Raw genomic sequence first — 17,877 nt, forward strand, 5'->3', positions numbered from 1 at the left:
ATCTGTGAACGCGGTCAAAATGTGGGAGCGGGCTTGCCCGCGATGGCGCCCGTCCAGGCGCTGTATTCAGAACTGGTACTGCGCCCCAGCCCCCGCATACCAGGATCGTCCCGGCGCGGCTTCGTAATAGCGACCATTGCCGTCGCCCACAATTACCGACCCCACATACTGGCGATCCAGCAGGTTATCCAGGCGCAAGGTCTGGTGAAAGGTCCAGTGCTCTACCTTCTGCTCAAACCGTGCGCGCCAGTTGAAGACGCTGTAGGCCGGTGCGGCGTGTTGCTGGTTGGTGTCTTCTACGTAGACTTTGCTGCGGTACAGGCCCTCGATGGCGGTGCTGACCCAGTCCCGTGGTTTCCAGTTCAGTTCGGCGAACAGGGTAGTTTGTGGCACGCCGGGGAGGTAGTTGCCCTTGTCGATGGTGTTGGCGCCGCTGGCAAAGTCGCTGTCGTAGGTGGCGTGCAGGCGGGTGTAGGCGAGGCTGGTGCTCCAGTGCTCGCTCAGTTGGCTTTCAACGCCCAGTTCGAAGCCGCGGCGCAATGTGCGACCGGCGTTCTGGTAGCTGGTACGGCCGCCGATGGATTGCTGCACCACCAGTTCGTCCTCGGTGGTGATCTGGAAAACGGCGGCGTTGATCCGCGTGTTGTTCAGTTGCGCTTTCACACCCATTTCATATTGCGTACTTTCAGACGGCTTCAAGCCGAAGTTGAAGCCCTCGGCGTTGCCCGGTGCATAGGCCAGCTCGGCCTGGGTCGGGGTTTCAAAGCCTTTGCCTGCGCTGATGTAGCCATGCAGGTCGGGGGTGAACGCATACATCACGCTCATCGACGGTGTGTTTTTCTGGTAGGTCTTGTTGCCGCTGGCGTCGCCATTGCTGAGGAACTGGTCGTCAACGTCCATCTGCATCGTGCTGTGGCGTACGCCGGCTTGCAGGGTCCAGCGGTCGAGGGCCCAGTTGGCTTGGATATACGGGTCGAGGCTGCGAGCCGTGTCGATTTCGTCGCGGCGTAGTTGGCCTTTCACGCCCAGGGCATTGCCGCTGTAGTTCTGATAGCCATGGCGGCTGTCCTCGCTTTGGTCGAAGTCCAGGCCGGTAATGATCATCAGCTCGCCAGGCGCGCTTTCGATGGGCTGCATCCAGCGCACGCTGCCGCCGTAGAACTTTCGATCAAATTGCACCACGCCTCCGCCGCGTTCGTTGGCGGGCGTGCCCTTGGGGATCGACAGGTACTGAATCACACTACGGCGCCCAGTGTAGGCATTGACCTGCAAGGTGGCGCCACCGAAATACCGCTCGTAATTCATCCCCAATTGCTGATGATCGATACTTTTGCGCGTGTTGTAGTTCAGCGCATTGGCGCTTACCGAACGCGGGTCGGCCTTGTACGCCGCCCAGGTCTGCCCCAGTGGATCTTGCGTACCGTTCTGCTCCAGGCTGCTGTAGATCAGCGCCAGCTTGCTGTCGTCATCGGGCTGGAAATTGAGCTTGGCGAAGGTCTGGTCGCGGCGCGCGCTGCTGTGATCGCGGTAGCCGTTGGTGTCCATGCGCGAGGCGTCGAGCACAAACCCGGCGCCATTCGCCGCGCCCTCGGCGCTCAGGTGGTTCTTGTTCAGCCCGTCGCTGCCCACCAGGGTTTCGGCGCCGATGCGCGGCGGGCCCTCGCCGTCGCGGGAGAACATCTGGATCACGCCCCCGGCGTTGCTGCCATACAGCGTCGCCGCCGGGCCGCGCAGCACTTCGATGCGCTCGGCGGTGTCGAGGTTGAAGGTGGCGGCTTGACCCTGACCGTCCGGGGTACTGGCGGGAATGCCGTCGGCGACCAGCTTGATGCCGCGCACGCCGAATGCTGAACGGGCGCCGAAGCCTCGGGAAGAAATTTGCAGGTCCTGCGCATAGTTCTGGCGGTTCTGCACCACCAGGCCGGGCACGCGGGACAGGGCTTCGGAGGCGTTGATGCCGAGTTGGCCGTCACTGATCTGTTCGCGGCTGATGCCGTCCACGGAGTAGGGCAAATCAAACGTTGGGCTGGCGCTGCGCGAACCGGTGACCACGCTGGGGTCAAGTATCAGTGGCGAGTCCTCGCCTTGCGCTGTGGTGCTCAAGGCCAGCAGGCCAGGCAGCAAGAGGGAAAAGCGAGCGTGCGTTTTTTTCATGAGGCAGCCAGAGTCTCGGGCACGCATAGTGAAGGCGCGCAAAAAGTGCGCAAGTTTAAACAGTCAGGTAAGTTTTACCATTTCGGATTTTTCCCACGCAATGTGGCGGTGCTTCTCGCATGAATGAGCCAATCTCTCGGTGCTAGCGTGGCTGACCGTTTGCGAGGCTCGGATATGAAAAGAAAAAGAATGGCTGCGCTGGGTATAACTGTCGTTGCGCTGTTATTAAGCGGTTGTGGAACCGTTAATAGCGTCATGCGCAAAGAGGGCGACACGGCGCGTGAACTCAGGCTCGTAAAAACCTATTGCCAATCCATTCCCCGCGCTTACAGCGGCGTGGCGTTTGATTTCTGCATGCTGCACGCGGCCCCGGACCCCACCGGGTTCCTCATACCCTTCGTGCTCGTAGATATTGCGGTGTCCGCGGTTGCCGATACGGTGGTTTTGCCCTATACGATTTATCGACAATCGGCCGACGGTAATATCAGCATCTATTGGCGTCCAGGCCGTTCATAAGCCTATGGGTATAAAAGCACCTGCCCAGCCCATTTACTGGGCGAAAGGAGTAGTCCGTGAGTCGTGGTTTCAAAGTACTGCTGGTTTCAACCTTGTTAATGGCCTCCGGTTGCGGAACGATCAATACCGTCTTGCGTCCGGATGCCGTGGCCAGCCAGAATCTCAAGGAGTCGCGCAGTCACTGCGAAAACGTGCCGCGTATCTACAGTGGGGTGATCTACGGCTTTTGTACCCTCAATGGCGAGCCCGCACCGGACAAAAGCCTGAAGGACCAAAGCCTGCTGGATCGCCAAGGGAATGCCTTCCCGATCATCGCGATTGAATTTGTCGCCTCTGGTGTCATGGACACCCTGATGCTGCCTTACACGATCTACCGCCAGAACAAGGACGGCAGCATCGAGATCTTCCGCTAGCCCCTCTCGGCGCTTGCCGCTAACAGCTTCCCTCTGCTTTTAAGCTATAATCCCGCCCTTTAGCTGTTTCTCGCCCAGGCGAGAGGCACACTTTTTTCAGGCGCGATGCGCCTGCATGCAGACTAAAAGAGGCTAGACCCCAGTGGCATTGACGATTCTTGGCCTGTCCGGCGCCCTTAGCCATGATCCTTCCGCAGCCCTGTATATCGACGGCAAGCTGATTGCGGCCGCCGAAGAAGAGCGCTTCGTACGCGACAAACATGCAAAGAACCGCATGCCCTACGAGTCGGCGAAGTTCTGCCTGGAGCAGGCTGGCATCAAGCCTTCGGACGTTGACGTGGTGGCGATCCCGTTCGCCCCGATCAGCCTGTTCGGCGAGGCGCGCTGGCACTACGCCAAGCGTTACTGGTACGCCCCGGACCGCGCCCTCGACGCGATCTTGATGGGCAACCGTCGTTACAAACGCTATCGCAACAAGATCGTCTGGTGCCTGGAGCAACTGGGCTTCGATCCTAAGAAAATCAAGATCGAACCGGTTGAACACCACCTGGCTCACGCTTCCAGCGCCTACCACTGCTCGGGCTTCCAGGAAAAAACCGCGATCCTGGGCATCGATGGCAAGGGCGAGTACGCCACCACCTTCTTCGGCTACGGCGAAAACGGCAAGATCCACAAGATCAAGGAATTCTACGATCCGGACTCCCTCGGCGGCCTGTACGGCGCAATCACCGAGTTCCTCGGTTTCGAGATGCTCGACGGTGAGTTCAAGGTCATGGGCATGGCGCCGTACGGCGATGCCAGCAAGTACGATTTCTCGCGCCTGGCCTCCTTTGAAAACGGCGAGCTGGTGATCAACACCGACTACGCCAATGTCATCGGCCTGCGCCGCTACAAAGAGAAGGGCAAGGGTTTCTACTTCTCGCCGAAACTGATCGAGTGGCTGGGGCCGAAACGCGAAGGCGACATCGCCGACGAGCCGTACATCCACTACGCGGCCAGCATGCAGGCGCTGTTCGAGAAACTGGCCTTGCAGATGATCGACCACTACCTGGGCGACATCCTCAAGGACACCGGCAAGCTGGCCTTCGCCGGCGGCTGTGCGCTGAACGTCAAGCTGAACCAGAAGATCATTGCCCGTGACGACGTCAAAGAGCTGTTCGTACAGCCGGCTTCCGGCGATGCCGGCACCGCCGTCGGTGCGGCGGCCTACGTGTCCCATGCTCGTGGTGTACCGGTCGAGAAGATGGAACACGTCTACCTCGGCCCGTCCTACAGCAACGAAGACGTGATTGCCGCGTGCGCCAAGCACGAGAGCAAGCCGAACTGGCGCAAGATCGAGAACATGCCTAAGCGCATTGCCAAGATCATGGTCGACGGCAATCCGGTAGCCTGGTTCCAGGGCCGCATGGAGTTTGGCCCGCGTGCGTTGGGCGGTCGTTCGATCATCGGTTGCCCAAGTGCAACCGGCGTGGCGGATCGCATCAACCACCAGATCAAGTTCCGCGAGCGCTGGAGGCCTTTCTGCCCGTCGATGCTCGACACCGTGGCCCCACAGATGATCAAGGTCGATCACCCGGCGCCGTTCATGACCTTCACCTTTGAAGTCGCCGAAGAGTGGAAGACCCGTGTACCGGAAGTGGTGCACGAAGATGGTACTTCCCGTGCCCAGGTGCTCAAGCGCGAATACAACCCGCGCTACTACGACATGATGAAAGAGCTGGAAGTGCTGACCGGTAACGGCGTATCCCTGAACACCTCGCTCAACCGTCGTGGCGAAGCGATGATCTGCTCGCCGACCGACGCGCTGAACATGTTCTTCGGCTCGGACCTGCAGTACCTGATCATGGAAGACATCCTGGTGGTCAAGGACGGCGTGGACCCTTATGACGCCGTGGTTTAAATGCTGAACCGCTTCCAGGGCTGGCGTGAACGTGGCTGGGCGCCTGTCGAGGCCGAGGTTTACGCCCAGGCCTGGCAGCGTTACGGCGGCAGCGTGGCGACCCATCCCCAGGTGATCGAGCGGCTGGCCGGCCTGGCGCAGATACCCGTGCGCTACCTGGGCTGGGAGCAAGGGGGTGAGTTCAAGGGGGCGATCGCCACCTGGGGGCGCGACCTGGCGCTGTCCAAGGACGTGCTCAAGCGCAGCGGCAAGAAAGGCCTGTTTGACCTGGGCAACGCCGAGATCATCCTGCCGATTGCCGCCGATGCGCAGGTACCGTTACGGCACCGTGCGCGCTACCTCTCGGCGCTGAACGAGGGGCGCGTGAGCACCCTCAAGCCTCAGGCCGAGCAATTGGCCATGGCGCGTACGCCCGAAGACCTGTCGAAGAAGTTTCGCTATAACCAGCGGCGTGAACTGCGCCTGTTGGAAGAGGCGGGCGGCGTGGTACGGGCGGTCAGTGAGTTTTCCAGCGTAGAACTGGCGGCGATTTATTGCGACCTGTTCCAGCGTCGTTGGGGCTTCCCGGCGGCGGGCGCGGCGCGTCTGGCCGAGGTGCTGGAGTTGCTCAAGGAATTCCTGTTCGGCTCGGTGCTGTTTCTGAACGACGCGCCGATTGCAGTGCAATTGGTGTATCAGGTGCAGTCCAACGAGTGGTTCAGCGCCGAGTATGTCAACGGCGGCGTCGACCCTGAAACCCGTGCATTCAGCCCTGGCAGTGTGCTGAGTTTCCTCAATACCCAAAGTGCCTGGGAACAGGCGCGGGCGGCGAACAAGTCACTGCGCTTCTCCTTCGGGCGTTCCGACCGTGAATACAAGGAACGCTGGTGCAACCCGGTGCCGGTGTTCAGCGTATGAGCCGCAAACAGCAACTGCTCAAGCGCCATCGGCGTAACAAACGTATTGCGCTGCTGATCGGCGTGCTGGTGTTGGTCGCGACCGGCGTACTGGTTGCCTGGTGGTTGCCGGTGATCCTTGCGGTGCTGTTGTGGGCCGCCCATGAGGCCTGGTTTGCCGATCACCTGTTTTACTCGCCCAAAGACAGCTATGAGTACGCGTTCCCGGCCGGCAGCGAACAACCCGGCTTGCGCCTGGAGGCGGGCCGACTGTTGCTGGATGCGCCGTTGGCGGCGGAGGAAACCCTGATCGTCGGCATTGAGTTGAAAAGTACCTGGCTGGGGCGTTTCTTCGACCCTGCGGTAGACCTGTCGGGCCTGGCAAGCCCGGACCGGCAAACCTTCGAACGCGGCGTCGCTGGGCGGCGTTATCTGAACCTGACCGGCGCCGCCGAAGACTTGGCGGCGGGCAAGCTCCACTTGCGCGGGCGTTTTTGCCGGATCAAGGGGCAGCCGACGCTGTGGCGCTTTCGCCAGCCCGACTATCGCCAGCAACGTGTGATGGTGATCGCGCCCCATGCCGACGATGCCGAGCTGGCTGCGTTCAGCCTTTACAGCCAGGCGACTGAAAGCTGGATCGTCACGCTGACGGCCGGTGAAATCGAAGCCGAGCATTATCAGCACATGGGCCTGCCCAAGGCTGAAGCTGCGCGCCTCAAGGGCCGTTTGCGCGCCTGGGACAGCGTCGCCGTGCCCCGCTGGGCGGGCGTGCCCGAGGCGCAGTGCGTGCAATTGGGCTACTTTTGCATGCAGTTGCAAGCCATGCAGGTCGCGCCGGATCAGCCTCAAGCCTCGCGCGAAGCCGATTTGGCCGATACGCGGCTGTTTCGCCAGTTCAATGGTTTTGCCCTGCCTGGCGATGCTGATGGCGCGCCGACTTGGCACAACCTGATCGCCGATCTGCGGGCGCTGCTGCTCAAGGCGCGGCCCCAGGTCATCGTGTTGCCCACGCCGTTGCTGGACCCCCACGCCGACCATATCTGCGCCCATGCGGCAGTGCTGGAAGCCTTGCAGGGCCTGGCGTGGCAGCCCGACACATTGCTCGGCTACGCCAATCACCTGCATGATAACGACCGTTGGCCCATGGGCGATTCCGGCGCTGGCGTAGCATTGCCGCCGCGTTTCGATGGCGCTGTGGAGCTGGTGCCGTGCAGTTTCGCCCTCGCCTTGAGCCAGCAGCAGGACAAGGCCATGGCCCTGGGCATGATGCACGACCTGCAGCCGCCAGCGCCGTTCAAGCGTCGAGTGCGTAGGTGGTTGCAGCAACTGCTGGCGGGCCGTAGTCCATCGCCCTATGGCGAGAACGAATTCTTTCGCAAGGCCGTGCGCCGCCACGAGCTGTTGTGGGTCCTGAAGCAGGACTGAGAGCCGATTGAAGGCGGGCCGTTATGCGCCTGCCGCCCTTTTTACCGGGCTGCGTGCCCGTAGCCAGATCGCTGCATGGAGAGTTATGAAGCCTCGTTTCAAGGTTTTGCAGTTACAGCCGGACTACAACGTCAAGACCCATGACTTCGCGGACTTGGGTGAGCAAATCGTCAAATCCCTGCCGGCTGAGCGTTTCGAGGTGACCTCCGGATTTCTCAGTGGGCGCCCGCTGCCCGGCCAGCCCCTGAGCGTGGCCGAGCACTCCCACTATTTCGAGCTGCCGGAGAAGTCTCTCAAGGGTATTCGCTTTGGCGCCATGTGGCAGATCTACAAATACTGCCGTGAGCAGAAGTTCGACGTGGTCATCTGTAACCGGTTCAAGTCGGTGAACATGATGCTGTCGCTCAACCGCTGGTTGAAGATCCCGCTGTGCATCGGCATCTCCCACGGCTTTGGCGAGTACGCCCGTGGTTACCGTCGACGTCAGACCCAGCGCTGGGTCAGCCCGGCGTGGCGCTTTGTCGGTGTGTCCGAAGCGGTCAAGGACTACCTGGTAGACCTCAACTGCGGCTTCACCCGTGAGAACACCACCTACGTCACCAACGCGATCGACATTCCCCAGGCAGAGGCTTTGCAGCTGTCCCGTGAAGACGCACGCAAGGCCTTGGGCCTGCCCATGGATGCACGGATGATTGGTGCCCTGGGCCGCCTCGTGCCGATCAAGGGTCATACCCATCTGCTGCAAGCCTTCGCCACGCTCAAGGACAAATACCCTGAGGCGCAGGTGGGCATCATTGGTTCCGGCCGTGCCGAAGCCGACCTGCGCGCCGACATCGAGCGCCTGGGCCTGACCGGCCGTGCGCACTTGCTGGGTTTTCGCGAAGACGGCATGAAGTACGTGCGTGGCTTCGATATCTGGACCATGCCGTCGCTGTTCGAAGGTCTGGGCCTGGCCTTGCTGGAAGGCATGAGCGGCCATCTGCCGGTGATTGCCTCCAACGGCCCGGCGATGCTGCCGCTGGTGCAGGGCGCGGGCGGCTTGTCCCACGACCCGGGCAATGTCGAACAACTGGCTGCGGCCCTGGATACTTACCTGGCCTTGAGCGATGAACAATTGCGCGCCAAGGGGGAGGAGGTGTTCCGCTATCTGGAGGCCAACCACACCCTCGACGAGTTCAAGCACAAGTACCTGACCCTGATTGAAACCGGTTTGCGTGAAGTAGGTAGAGCATGAATCAGCCACAACCCCTGGTCTCGGTGATCATCGCTTCCTACAACCATGGCCAGTACATCGAGCAAAGTATTCTTAGTGTGCTGGGGCAGACCTACCCCAATATCGAGCTGTTGGTGGTCGACGACGGCTCCAAGGATGACAGCGTCGAACGCATCCAGCGCTTGCAGGCCGAGCACGGCTTTGATTTCCAGGTGCAGCAGAATCAAGGGCTCAGCGCCACCTTGAACGGTGCGATTGCTCGCGCCAAGGGCAGCCTGATCGCACCGTTCGGCTCGGATGACATCATGTTGCCGGACCGTATTGCCACCCAGGTGGCGTATATGGACGGCAAGCCGAAGGTGGGCATGTGTGCTGGCAATATCGAGCTGATCGACGGGGATGGCAACCTGCACCCGGAGAAGAAACAGCGTCGCGACGTGCCGTTTCGCTGTCTGGATTTCGACGACCTGTTCCTGGACCGCAAACCGTTTCCACCGGCGCCGACCATGCTGATACGTCGCGAAGTGCTGGAGGAGGTCGGTGGTTTCGACCCACAGATTCCCCTGGAAGACTTGCTGATCCAACTGAAGATCACGGCGGCGGGCTATACCATCGACGCCCTTGACGTGGTGATGGCCAAGTATCGCCAGCACGCTAACAACACGTACAAGAACCACCGCTACATGATCCAGAACATCCTCAAGACCTACGCGAAGTTCAGCGAGCACCCGGCCTATGACGCGGTTCGCTACAACTTCCTGAACTCGATGTTCCTCAAGACCGCCGACCGCGACCGCCCGTTGGCGCGGGAGATTCTCAAGCAGATCCCTATGAAGTTCTGGGGGCGCAAGACCTTGCGGGGGCTGGTGCGGTTGTATCTGGCGCCGCTCAAGAAGAGCTGAACCGGCACCGCACCCTGTAGGAGCGAGCAAGCTCGCTCCTACAGGTGTTTACAGGCTTTGGACCTGCTCGCGGATTTTCGCAGTGGCGGTTGGGCTTGCCACCGAGGCGTAACCTTTGAGCAGTTGTTCGAAGTGCGTTTCGAACAGCCAGCTGCGGTCCTGCGGATAACGCTGCATGTGGCGCAGGTTACGTTGGCGCAAGGCGTGACGCAGTGAAGACGGGTAGATGCGCAGGTCAGCCACGTCGATCAGGGCAAACTCACCGTCGTCCATCAACAACACGTTACCCAGGTGCAGCGAGCGGAAGTACACGCCGCGCTCGTGCAGTTGCGCCATGAACCGGCCAAAGCGCTCCACCAGTGACTCACGCAGACTGCTGTCCAGGCTTTGCAGCGCTTGGCGCAACGTCAGGCCGGGCAGTGGTGTGTAGGTCACGGCGCTGCTGGCATCGCTGAGGCGATAGAGCCCAAGGATGTGCGGCGTGGGAATGCCCAGGGTGCGCAGTTGCTCGCTGTTGCTGGCAAAGCGCTCGGAGTACGGGTTGAAACTGCCGGAGGTGTACCAGCGGCGTGGGCGGAACAGTTTGAGGAAACTGCCGTCCTCCAGGCGCAGGACTTTGGGCCCCAGGCCATCGGCTTCAATCACGTGGGCGTTGCTGCACAGCTGTTCAAACGCCGCGGGCTTGAGGTTCTGCACCTTCATGCGCAGCAGGCTGCGGTGGCGTTGGGCGAGGCTCAGGCCAGTGATAATTGCCAGGGGAATCCACAGCAGGAACCAGTGTTCCTTGGGGCGCGACAATATGCCGCCGCCTTCGGTCAGGCCTGCGCCGATGCCATAGGCCAGCAGGGACGATGCCAGGATGAACAGCGGCTGGGCGCGCTCCTTCAAACCTTTGTATAGGCCCCAGCCGAGCATGAAGGCCCAGGGGATAAAACCAATGATGCCGACGTAATAGAGCACGCCGAGGGCAAAGCTGTGGGGCTCGCGCAGTTGATAACCGTCCGCCAAGGTCAGGAACAACTCGGAGTCGTAACTATGGCCGATCCACGGGTGCTGGGCGATAAGCTGCAAAGACATGCTCCACAATTCCAAGCGGAACGAGCTGCCACGCATAATGATTGATTCAGGATAGAACAGCATCAGCCCGACGATGCCCAAGGCGGTGCCGGCGAGCAGTAGCATTGAGCGTCGATTGCGGCTGACAAAGCTCATCCAAAGTATGGCCAGCGTCAGCGCCACCAGCGGCGTGCGTGAGCCGGTCGCCAGCACCGCAGCGGTCATGATCGCCAGGGACGGTACGCTGAACCACAACACGTTGAGACGCTGGGTGGTCATGCAGACGTATAGCCAGTACACCGTGAAAAAGCCAAACAGGTGCGAGCTGAGCAGCGGGTTGTCGAGGGCGCCCAGACCACCGATCATGCGCATGCCAGGTTGATAGCCCTTGGCGAACGCCACCAGATTACCCAGGCTCACCACCAGCGCAATCACCGCAGCGCTGAAGAAGATCGGTTTGAACAATTCGTTACGGTAATGCAGCAGCAGACCGCAGCCACCAAACAGCATGAAGGTATTCAGCGGTCGCTTGAACAGGTCGGTATCGGAACTGGGCGCGGGGCTCCAGAGCAGACTGGTCAACGCCCAGGCGGAGAACGCCAGGAACGCGATCGCCAGGGGTTCGCGCAGCAGGTCCTTGAACTCCCGAGGACGCATGCACAACAGAAACAAGGTCGGTACGCTGAACAGGATGTAGACAATTCGGTGCAGTACATTGCGATTGCCGACAAAGAACAGTGCACTCAGGAGCAGCAACAAGCCAACAGGCAAAATCCATAGGACCAGGAAGTCGAAAACGCGATTTGAGCCATAGGTAAGGCGCTTGGAGTGCATACAGTAAAGCCATTCCAGAAAGAGAAAGCCGACCATCTTAAGCTAGTGGCTAAGTAATGTCGCCGGTAGGATCCAACCGGGCCGCGGCTTACGCCGGGTGCAAGTACAACAGAGAAGCTGTGCTAAAGTCAGCCTCCTTTTTCAAAACGCCGCGTGATATGACCGACTCCAGTCCGAGCGCAAGCCCTTCGAGCTTGAAAATATACTTCCGCCTGCTCAGTTACGTTAAGCCCTATATGGGCTTGTTCGCGTTGAGTATCCTTGGATTTCTGATTTTCGCGTCGACCCAACCGATGCTGGGTTACATCCTCAAGTACTTTGTCGACGGTCTTTCCAATCCGGAAGCTGTGCTGTTCCCGACCGTGCCCTTTTTGCGCGACCTGCAATTGCTGCAGGCGGTGCCGCTGCTGATCATCCTGATCGCGGCCTGGCAGGGCCTGGGTTCATTCCTGGGCAACTACCTGTTGGCCAAGGTCTCCCTGGGTTTGGTCCACGACCTGCGGGTGCAACTGTTCAACAACCTGCTGACGCTGCCCAACCGTTACTTCGATAACCACAACTCCGGGCACCTTATTTCCCGCATTACCTTCAACGTGACCATGGTCACGGGTGCCGCGACCGATGCCATCAAGGTGGTGATTCGCGAAGGCATGACGGTGATCTTCCTGTTCGCTTCTTTGCTGTACATGAACTGGCGCCTCACCTTGGTAATGATCGCGATCCTGCCGTTGATTGCCGTGATGGTCAGTACCGCCAGCAAGAAATTTCGCAAGCAGAGCAAGAAGATCCAGGTGGCCATGGGCGACGTGACCCACGTGGCCTCGGAGACCATCCAGGGCTACCGCGTGGTGCGCAGCTTCGGCGGCGAAGTCTACGAACAGAAGCGCTTTTTCAAGGCCAGCCAGAGCAACACCAACAAGCAACTGCGCATGACCCGCACCGGGGCGATCTACACCCCGGCGCTGCAATTGGTGATCTACTCCGCCATGGCCGTGCTGATGTTCCTGGTGCTGTACCTGCGTGGCGACGCCTCGGCGGGTGACATGGTGGCCTACATCACCCTGGCGGGCTTGCTGCCCAAGCCGATCCGCCAACTTTCGGAAGTCAGCTCGACCATCCAGAAAGGCGTGGCGGGCGCCGAAAGCATCTTCGAACAACTGGACGAGGACGTTGAGGTCGACCACGGCACTCTCGAACGCGACAAGGTCAGCGGTCGTCTGGAAGTGCGTCACCTGAACTTCACCTACCCTGGCACCGATCGCCATGTGCTCAAGGACATCAGCTTCACCGCCGAGCCTGGGCAGATGATTGCGCTGGTGGGGCGTTCGGGCAGTGGCAAGTCGACCCTGGCCAGCCTGATCCCGCGCTTCTACCACCATGAAAGCGGTGAAATTCTGCTCGATGGCATCGAGATCGAAGACTACAAGCTGCTCAACCTGCGCAAGCATATTGCCCAGGTCACCCAGCATGTGACCCTGTTCAGCGACACCGTGACCAACAACATTGCCTATGGCGACCTGGCCGGTGCGCCTCGCGCCGACGTCGAAGCGGCGGCGGCGGATGCCAATGCCAAGGACTTCATCGATCAGTTGCCCAAGGGCTTCGATACTCAGGTGGGTGAGAACGGTGTGCTGTTGTCGGGCGGCCAGCGCCAGCGCCTGGCGATTGCGCGCGCCTTGCTCAAGAATGCGCCGCTGCTGATTCTCGACGAGGCCACCTCCGCTCTCGACACCGAGTCCGAGCGGCATATTCAGGCGGCACTCGATAAGGTCATGCAAGGCCGCACGACTCTGGTGATCGCACACCGGCTGTCCACCATCGAGAAGGCTGACCTGATTCTGGTGATGGACGACGGGCGGATTGTCGAGCGTGGTACCCACGGCGAGTTGTTGGCGCAGAACGGCTATTACGCCCGCCTGCATGCCATGGGCCTGGATGCACCGGTGCAGGCTGATATCACCTGATCCACCCGGCATCACGGGGTAAATGAAATGTAGGAGCGAGCTTGCTCGCTCCTACAGAGAGCAAATCCCCTCCCACATTTGCCCTGCGGCGGTCGCAAGCCATCGCAAACCCTGTGCTAATATCGCGCCCCTGTTCATTTTGTATGTGGGTTGCTCCATGAAGTTGTCCATGCCGCGATTCAATCAAGCCGCTGTCTTGGTGGTCGGCGATGTCATGCTCGACCGTTACTGGCATGGTGGTACCTCACGGATTTCCCCTGAGGCTCCGGTACCGGTCGTCAAGGTCGAGCAAATCGAAGACCGCCCAGGTGGCGCTGCCAACGTCGCGCTCAATATTGCCGCCCTCGGCGCCCCGGCCTCCCTGGTGGGGGTGACCGGCGACGACGAAGCGGCCGAAAGCCTGGCCAACAGCCTGCAGGGCGCCGGCGTGCGTGCGTTGTTTCAGCGCATCGCCCATCAGCCGACCATCGTCAAGCTGCGGGTCATGAGCCGTCATCAGCAGTTGCTGCGTATCGATTTTGAAGAACCCTTCGCCACCGACGCTCTGGCCCTTGGCGACCAGGTCGAGGCACTGCTCGAAGGTATCAAGGTGCTGGTGTTGTCCGACTACGGCAAAGGCGCCTTGCAGAATCACCAGGTGTTGATCCAGGCCGCCAAGGCCCGCAACATTCCGGTGCTGGCCGATCCCAAGGGCAAGGACTTTTCGGTTTACCGAGGCGCCAGCCTGCTCACGCCCAACCTCAGTGAGTTCGAAACCATCGTCGGCGGTTGCGCTGATGAGCACGAACTGGTGAGCAAGGGCGCGGCGCTGATGGCCGATCTCGACTTGGGCGCCTTGCTGGTGACCCGTGGCGAGCACGGCATGACCCTGCTGCGTCCGGGCCATCCGGCGATGCACCTGCCAGCGCGTGCCCGTGAAGTGTTCGACGTCACCGGCGCCGGTGATACCGTGATTTCTACCCTGGCAGCCTCCATTGCTGCCGGTGAAGAACTGCCCCACGCCGTGGCCCTGGCCAACCTGGCGGCGGGCATTGTGGTGGGCAAGCTGGGTACCGCCGCCATCAGCGCACCGGAGTTGCGCCGTGCGATTCAGCGCTCGGAAGGCTCGGAGCGCGGTGTGCTAGGCCTGGAGCAATTGCTGCTGGCGATTGACGATGCCCGGGCTCACAACGAAAGCATTGTGTTCACCAACGGTTGCTTTGACATCCTGCACGCCGGGCATGTGACGTACCTGGAGCAGGCGAGTGCCCAAGGCGACCGTTTGATCGTCGCGGTCAACGATGACGCGTCGGTCAGCCGCTTGAAAGGCCCTGGCCGCCCGATCAACAGTGTTGACCGGCGCATGGCGGTACTCGCGGGCCTGGGTGCGGTGGACTGGGTGATCAGCTTCTCTGAAGGCACGCCGGAAAATCTGTTGGCCCAGGTCAAGCCCGACGTGCTGGTCAAGGGCGGTGACTACAGCGTCGACCAAGTGGTCGGTGCGGACATCGTCAGTGCCTACGGTGGCACGGTCAAAGTGCTGGGGTTGGTTGAAAACAGCTCCACCACCGCGATTGTCGAGAAGATCCGCAACAACGAGTGATACCCCGTGGGGCGAGCCTGCTCGCCCCTAGCTTTTCTTCGGCACGATCTTGCGCAGCATCTGCCGCGCCTTGCCGGTCAAGCGCTTGAGCTTGGAGTCTTTTTCCGGCTCTGCCAGGCCCTGCTGCCTGAGCCAGTCCTTCCAGCGAATGCGCTCATCGCGCACCAGCCAGCCTTCTTGCTGGGCAAAACTTTCCGCCAGATACAGGCCGCGCGTGCTGGCCGGGTACAGCTGATCCTTCTTGACGGTATACAACTCTGCAAGCGGCTCGCCGTCTTTGAGCGGCATCAAGTACAGGTCCGGACGCTGACGATCCAGGCGTGCCACCAGTTGGTCGCCCTCCAAACGCTCATCCACATGAAACAAACTGAGGGACTTGGCCTCCTTCGGCACTTCCAGGCGCAGGTCATAAATCAATTGCAGCGAGGCGGTCGGCAGGTGCACGTAGGCCCGTGGGCGCTCGATCAGTTGCATGGTGGCGCAGCGTACCGGGCGTGCGGCGCCGGACAAGGGGCTGAGCCGAAACGGTAGGGCTTCGCGGTAATGCAGGGCGGCGGAGTAGGGCGCCGGCAGCCAGGTGTCGTTGAAGCGCCCGCCGAGCCAGCCTTCGGGTGTTTCGAGCAGGCACTCTTCGGCAATTTCCTGGATGGCGGTGTGCAGCGGCAGGTTCAGTTCATGGGCCGGGACGTAGCCGGAGATCAGCTTGAGCACCACATCGCCACGGTCCTGGCGGCGTTGGCGCACCAGCACCCAGTAGTCCTTGTTTTGCCAGTGCAGGGTCAGGCGTACCGAGACGCCGAGGTTCGCCAGTTCCAGAGCGAAGCGTTCGGCATCTGGTACCTCGACCGGCTTGCGCCGTTGCAGGGTCTGGGCGAAGTTGAGCGGCATGCCGACGCTCTGGTAGCTCAGGCCTTCGGGGGTGGCTTCGACGTGCAGCGGCAGTGTCTTGAAGTTGCTGGGGTTCTTTCTTATGAGCGTACGCGGCATGTCGGCTCCTTCTTGCGACGGGGTCGGCCGCGTGGGCGGCATCAGAGTTGACGAATGACCCGGGCAGCAGTTGCTACGTTATGGGCCAGGTGCAGCGGATTAATGGTCCCGACAATAGCACTGGCGACGCCCGTTTGCGCGAACAACAAGGTGAAACTGGCCTGAATTGGATCCATTCCCGGTTCCAGGCATACGTGGCCGCTGGCCAGCGCCTTTTTCACCAGGATGCCCTTGCCGTGGGCGGCCGCATAGTCGATCACGGCCTTCTCAGCCTGTTCGTTGAGGTTGTAGGTGACCATCGCGCAGTCGCCCTGTTCCAGCGCTTTCACGCCGCCCTCGACGGTTTTGCCGGAGAAGCCGAAACCGCGAATCTTGCCGTCTTTCTTCAACTGCTCCAGGGTCTGGTAAACCTCGCAATCGTTGAGGATATGCAAGTCGTTGCCGTCGGAATGCACCAGCACCAGGTCGATAAAATCAGTTTCAAGTCGTTTCAGGCTGCGTTCGATCGACATTCGCGTATGGGCCGCGCTGAAATCGTGGTGGGACACGCCATTGGCAAACTCTTCGCCAACCTTGCTGACGATGACCCAGTCCTTGCGCTGGTCACGCAGCAGCGGCCCCAGGCGCTCTTCGCTCATGCCATAGGCCGGTGCGGTGTCGATCAGGTTGATGCCCAGCTCGCGGGCCTGGCGCAACAGCATGCGGGCCTCGTCGTCGCCAGGGATCTGAAAGCCGTTGGGGTATTTCACCCCTTGGTCGCGGCCCAACTTGACGGTGCCCAGGCCCAGGGGTGACACCAGCAGGCCGGTGCTGCCCAGGGGGCGATGCAGGTCGTGCAGGGTTGGCAGGCTCATGGCAACAGGTGCTCCCAGACGGGTTGGCCGATTGCCGGTGCTGGCAGCTCGGGCAGCGGGGTATTGGCGCCTGGGCGGATGCCGTCGCGCTCCAGAGCGTGCAGTACGCGGTCGGCGAAGTCCGGCGCCAGGGCCAGTTTGGTGGGCCAGCCGACCAGCAGGCGGCCGTCTTCGGCAAGGAACGCGTTATCGGGACGGCTCAGCCCCGATTGCAGCGGCTCGGCGCGATCCACCCGCAGGGTGGCCCACTGGGTCTGGCTCATGTCGATCCAGGGCAGCAGTTGCGCCAGCTCTTTCTGCGCGGTGGCGATCTGTTCTTGCGGCGTACGCGCCACGCCGTCAGCCTCGGCGATATCACCGCCCATGTACCACACCCAGTTGCCATCCGCGGCCGGGTGGGTGGTCACGGTGAGGCGCGGCTTGGTGCCGCCGCCCAGGCAGTGGGCGTACAGCGGCTTGAGGCCGGGGCCTTTGGCGATGATCATGTGCAGCGGACGTTTTTGCATGGCCGGCTGGCTATGGCCCAGGGCGGCGAGCAAGTCTGCCGTGCCGCCGCCAGCGCTCAGGACTATGCGCTGGGCGCGGATCTCACGGCCATCGACCTTCAAGCCCACCAGGGTGTCACCCTCCAGCAACGGTTCGATGTGCACACCTGCGAGCAGGCTGTCACCAGCCAGTTGCGCCAAGCGATTGATCAGGCTGGGCACGTCCACCACCAGCTCGGCCAGGCGGTAGACCTTGCCTTTGAAGCGACGGTCCTGCAGCGCCAGGGGCAGTTCGTCGCCCTTGACCTGATCGACGCGGCCACGCACGGCCTTGCTGGCGAAAAAGCTGGTGAGGTTGCCGGCAATCGTCCCGGGCGACCACAAGTAATGTGCCTGGGACAGCACGCGCACACCGGACAGGTCCAGCTCGCCGTTGCCGGCCAGGGCTTCACGCCAGCGGCGCGGCATATCGGCAATGGCTTCGGAGGCGCCGGTGAGGGCGCCATGCAGGGCGTATTTCGCACCGCCGTGGATGATGCCCTGGGACTTCAGGCTTTGCCCGCCGCCCAGGGTGGCGCTTTCCACCAGTACCGTGGAAAACCCCTGGCCGCGCAGGCGCGCATTGAGCCAGAGGCCGGCAACCCCGGCGCCGACAATCAGAACGTCGGTGGAAATAACGGATGGCATCGGCGACCTCAGTGTTCAAGACAAGAGGCG

14 protein-coding genes are annotated in these 17,877 nt (G+C 61.4%); 9 read left to right on the forward strand and 5 right to left on the reverse strand.

From position 1 onward, the window contains the following. Positions 1-66: 66 nt before the first annotated feature. The gene (locus MHH62_RS26925) at positions 67-2,154 is read right to left on the reverse strand and encodes a TonB-dependent receptor (protein ID WP_032904061.1); all 2,088 of its coding nucleotides are present in this window, start codon (positions 2,152-2,154) and stop codon (positions 67-69) included. Between the two features lie 189 nt (positions 2,155-2,343). On the opposite strand from MHH62_RS26925, the gene MHH62_RS26930 reads away from it, so the two are divergent. The 7 genes from MHH62_RS26930 to MHH62_RS26960 all read left to right on the forward strand — a co-directional run bounded on the left by MHH62_RS26930 (position 2,344) and on the right by MHH62_RS26960 (position 9,398). Next, positions 2,344-2,670: a YceK/YidQ family lipoprotein gene (locus MHH62_RS26930; protein ID WP_020301647.1), complete on the forward strand. Its 327-nt coding sequence runs from the start codon at positions 2,344-2,346 to the stop codon at positions 2,668-2,670. Positions 2,671-2,726: 56 nt separating this feature from the next. Next, positions 2,727-3,083 carry a YceK/YidQ family lipoprotein gene (locus MHH62_RS26935; protein WP_014716633.1) on the forward strand — a complete coding sequence of 119 codons (357 nt, stop codon included), beginning with the start codon at positions 2,727-2,729 and terminating at the stop codon, positions 3,081-3,083. A 142-nt stretch (positions 3,084-3,225) separates the two neighbouring features. After that, complete coding sequence (locus MHH62_RS26940; protein WP_014716634.1) at positions 3,226-4,983, forward strand: carbamoyltransferase; 1,758 nt, start codon at positions 3,226-3,228, stop codon at positions 4,981-4,983. Then, positions 4,984-5,880 carry a GNAT family N-acetyltransferase gene (locus MHH62_RS26945; protein ID WP_014716635.1) on the forward strand — a complete coding sequence of 299 codons (897 nt, stop codon included), beginning with the start codon at positions 4,984-4,986 and terminating at the stop codon, positions 5,878-5,880. Continuing rightward, positions 5,877-7,283, forward strand: coding sequence for a PIG-L family deacetylase (locus MHH62_RS26950; protein WP_339232162.1), 1,407 nt, complete (start codon positions 5,877-5,879; stop codon positions 7,281-7,283). Before MHH62_RS26945 ends, MHH62_RS26950 begins: the two co-directional genes overlap by 4 nt. An 85-nt stretch (positions 7,284-7,368) precedes the next feature. Further along, positions 7,369-8,517 carry a glycosyltransferase family 4 protein gene (locus tag MHH62_RS26955; protein ID WP_014716637.1) on the forward strand — a complete coding sequence of 383 codons (1,149 nt, stop codon included), beginning with the start codon at positions 7,369-7,371 and terminating at the stop codon, positions 8,515-8,517. Continuing rightward, positions 8,514-9,398: a glycosyltransferase gene (locus tag MHH62_RS26960; RefSeq protein WP_019818309.1), complete on the forward strand. Its 885-nt coding sequence runs from the start codon at positions 8,514-8,516 to the stop codon at positions 9,396-9,398. Before MHH62_RS26955 ends, MHH62_RS26960 begins: the two co-directional genes overlap by 4 nt. A gap of 48 nt (positions 9,399-9,446) precedes the next feature. On the opposite strand, the gene MHH62_RS26965 is transcribed toward MHH62_RS26960, so the two are convergent. Continuing rightward, positions 9,447-11,288, reverse strand: a complete 1,842-nt coding sequence (locus MHH62_RS26965) for a bifunctional O-antigen ligase/aminoglycoside phosphotransferase family protein (RefSeq protein WP_201913775.1) — start codon at positions 11,286-11,288, stop codon at positions 9,447-9,449. Between the two features lie 158 nt (positions 11,289-11,446). Here MHH62_RS26965 and msbA point away from each other — a divergent pair, with 158 nt between their 5' ends. Continuing rightward, positions 11,447-13,252: a lipid A export permease/ATP-binding protein MsbA gene (gene msbA / locus MHH62_RS26970; RefSeq protein ID WP_014716640.1), complete on the forward strand. Its 1,806-nt coding sequence runs from the start codon at positions 11,447-11,449 to the stop codon at positions 13,250-13,252. 157 nt (positions 13,253-13,409) lie between these two features. Then, the gene (hldE, locus tag MHH62_RS26975; protein ID WP_038448616.1) at positions 13,410-14,834 is read left to right on the forward strand and encodes a bifunctional D-glycero-beta-D-manno-heptose-7-phosphate kinase/D-glycero-beta-D-manno-heptose 1-phosphate adenylyltransferase HldE; all 1,425 of its coding nucleotides are present in this window, start codon (positions 13,410-13,412) and stop codon (positions 14,832-14,834) included. A 27-nt stretch (positions 14,835-14,861) separates the two neighbouring features. Here hldE and MHH62_RS26980 read toward each other — a convergent pair whose 3' ends face one another. Genes MHH62_RS26980 through MHH62_RS26990 form a run of 3 tightly spaced genes read right to left on the reverse strand, consistent with a single transcriptional unit; the run spans position 14,862 to position 17,847 of the window. Next, positions 14,862-15,821 carry a hypothetical protein gene (locus tag MHH62_RS26980; RefSeq protein WP_003188010.1) on the reverse strand — a complete coding sequence of 320 codons (960 nt, stop codon included), beginning with the start codon at positions 15,819-15,821 and terminating at the stop codon, positions 14,862-14,864. A gap of 41 nt (positions 15,822-15,862) precedes the next feature. Beyond that, complete coding sequence (locus tag MHH62_RS26985; RefSeq protein ID WP_060767941.1) at positions 15,863-16,675, reverse strand: aldo/keto reductase; 813 nt, start codon at positions 16,673-16,675, stop codon at positions 15,863-15,865. Continuing rightward, positions 16,672-17,847 carry an FAD-dependent oxidoreductase gene (locus MHH62_RS26990; RefSeq protein ID WP_073451901.1) on the reverse strand — a complete coding sequence of 392 codons (1,176 nt, stop codon included), beginning with the start codon at positions 17,845-17,847 and terminating at the stop codon, positions 16,672-16,674. Before MHH62_RS26990 ends, MHH62_RS26985 begins: the two co-directional genes overlap by 4 nt. Positions 17,848-17,877: the final 30 nt, after the last annotated feature.

Origin of the sequence: Pseudomonas sp. FSL L8-0168 (genome assembly GCF_037976155.1) — a bacterium.
GTDB classification, from domain to species: domain Bacteria; phylum Pseudomonadota; class Gammaproteobacteria; order Pseudomonadales; family Pseudomonadaceae; genus Aquipseudomonas; species Aquipseudomonas paracarnis.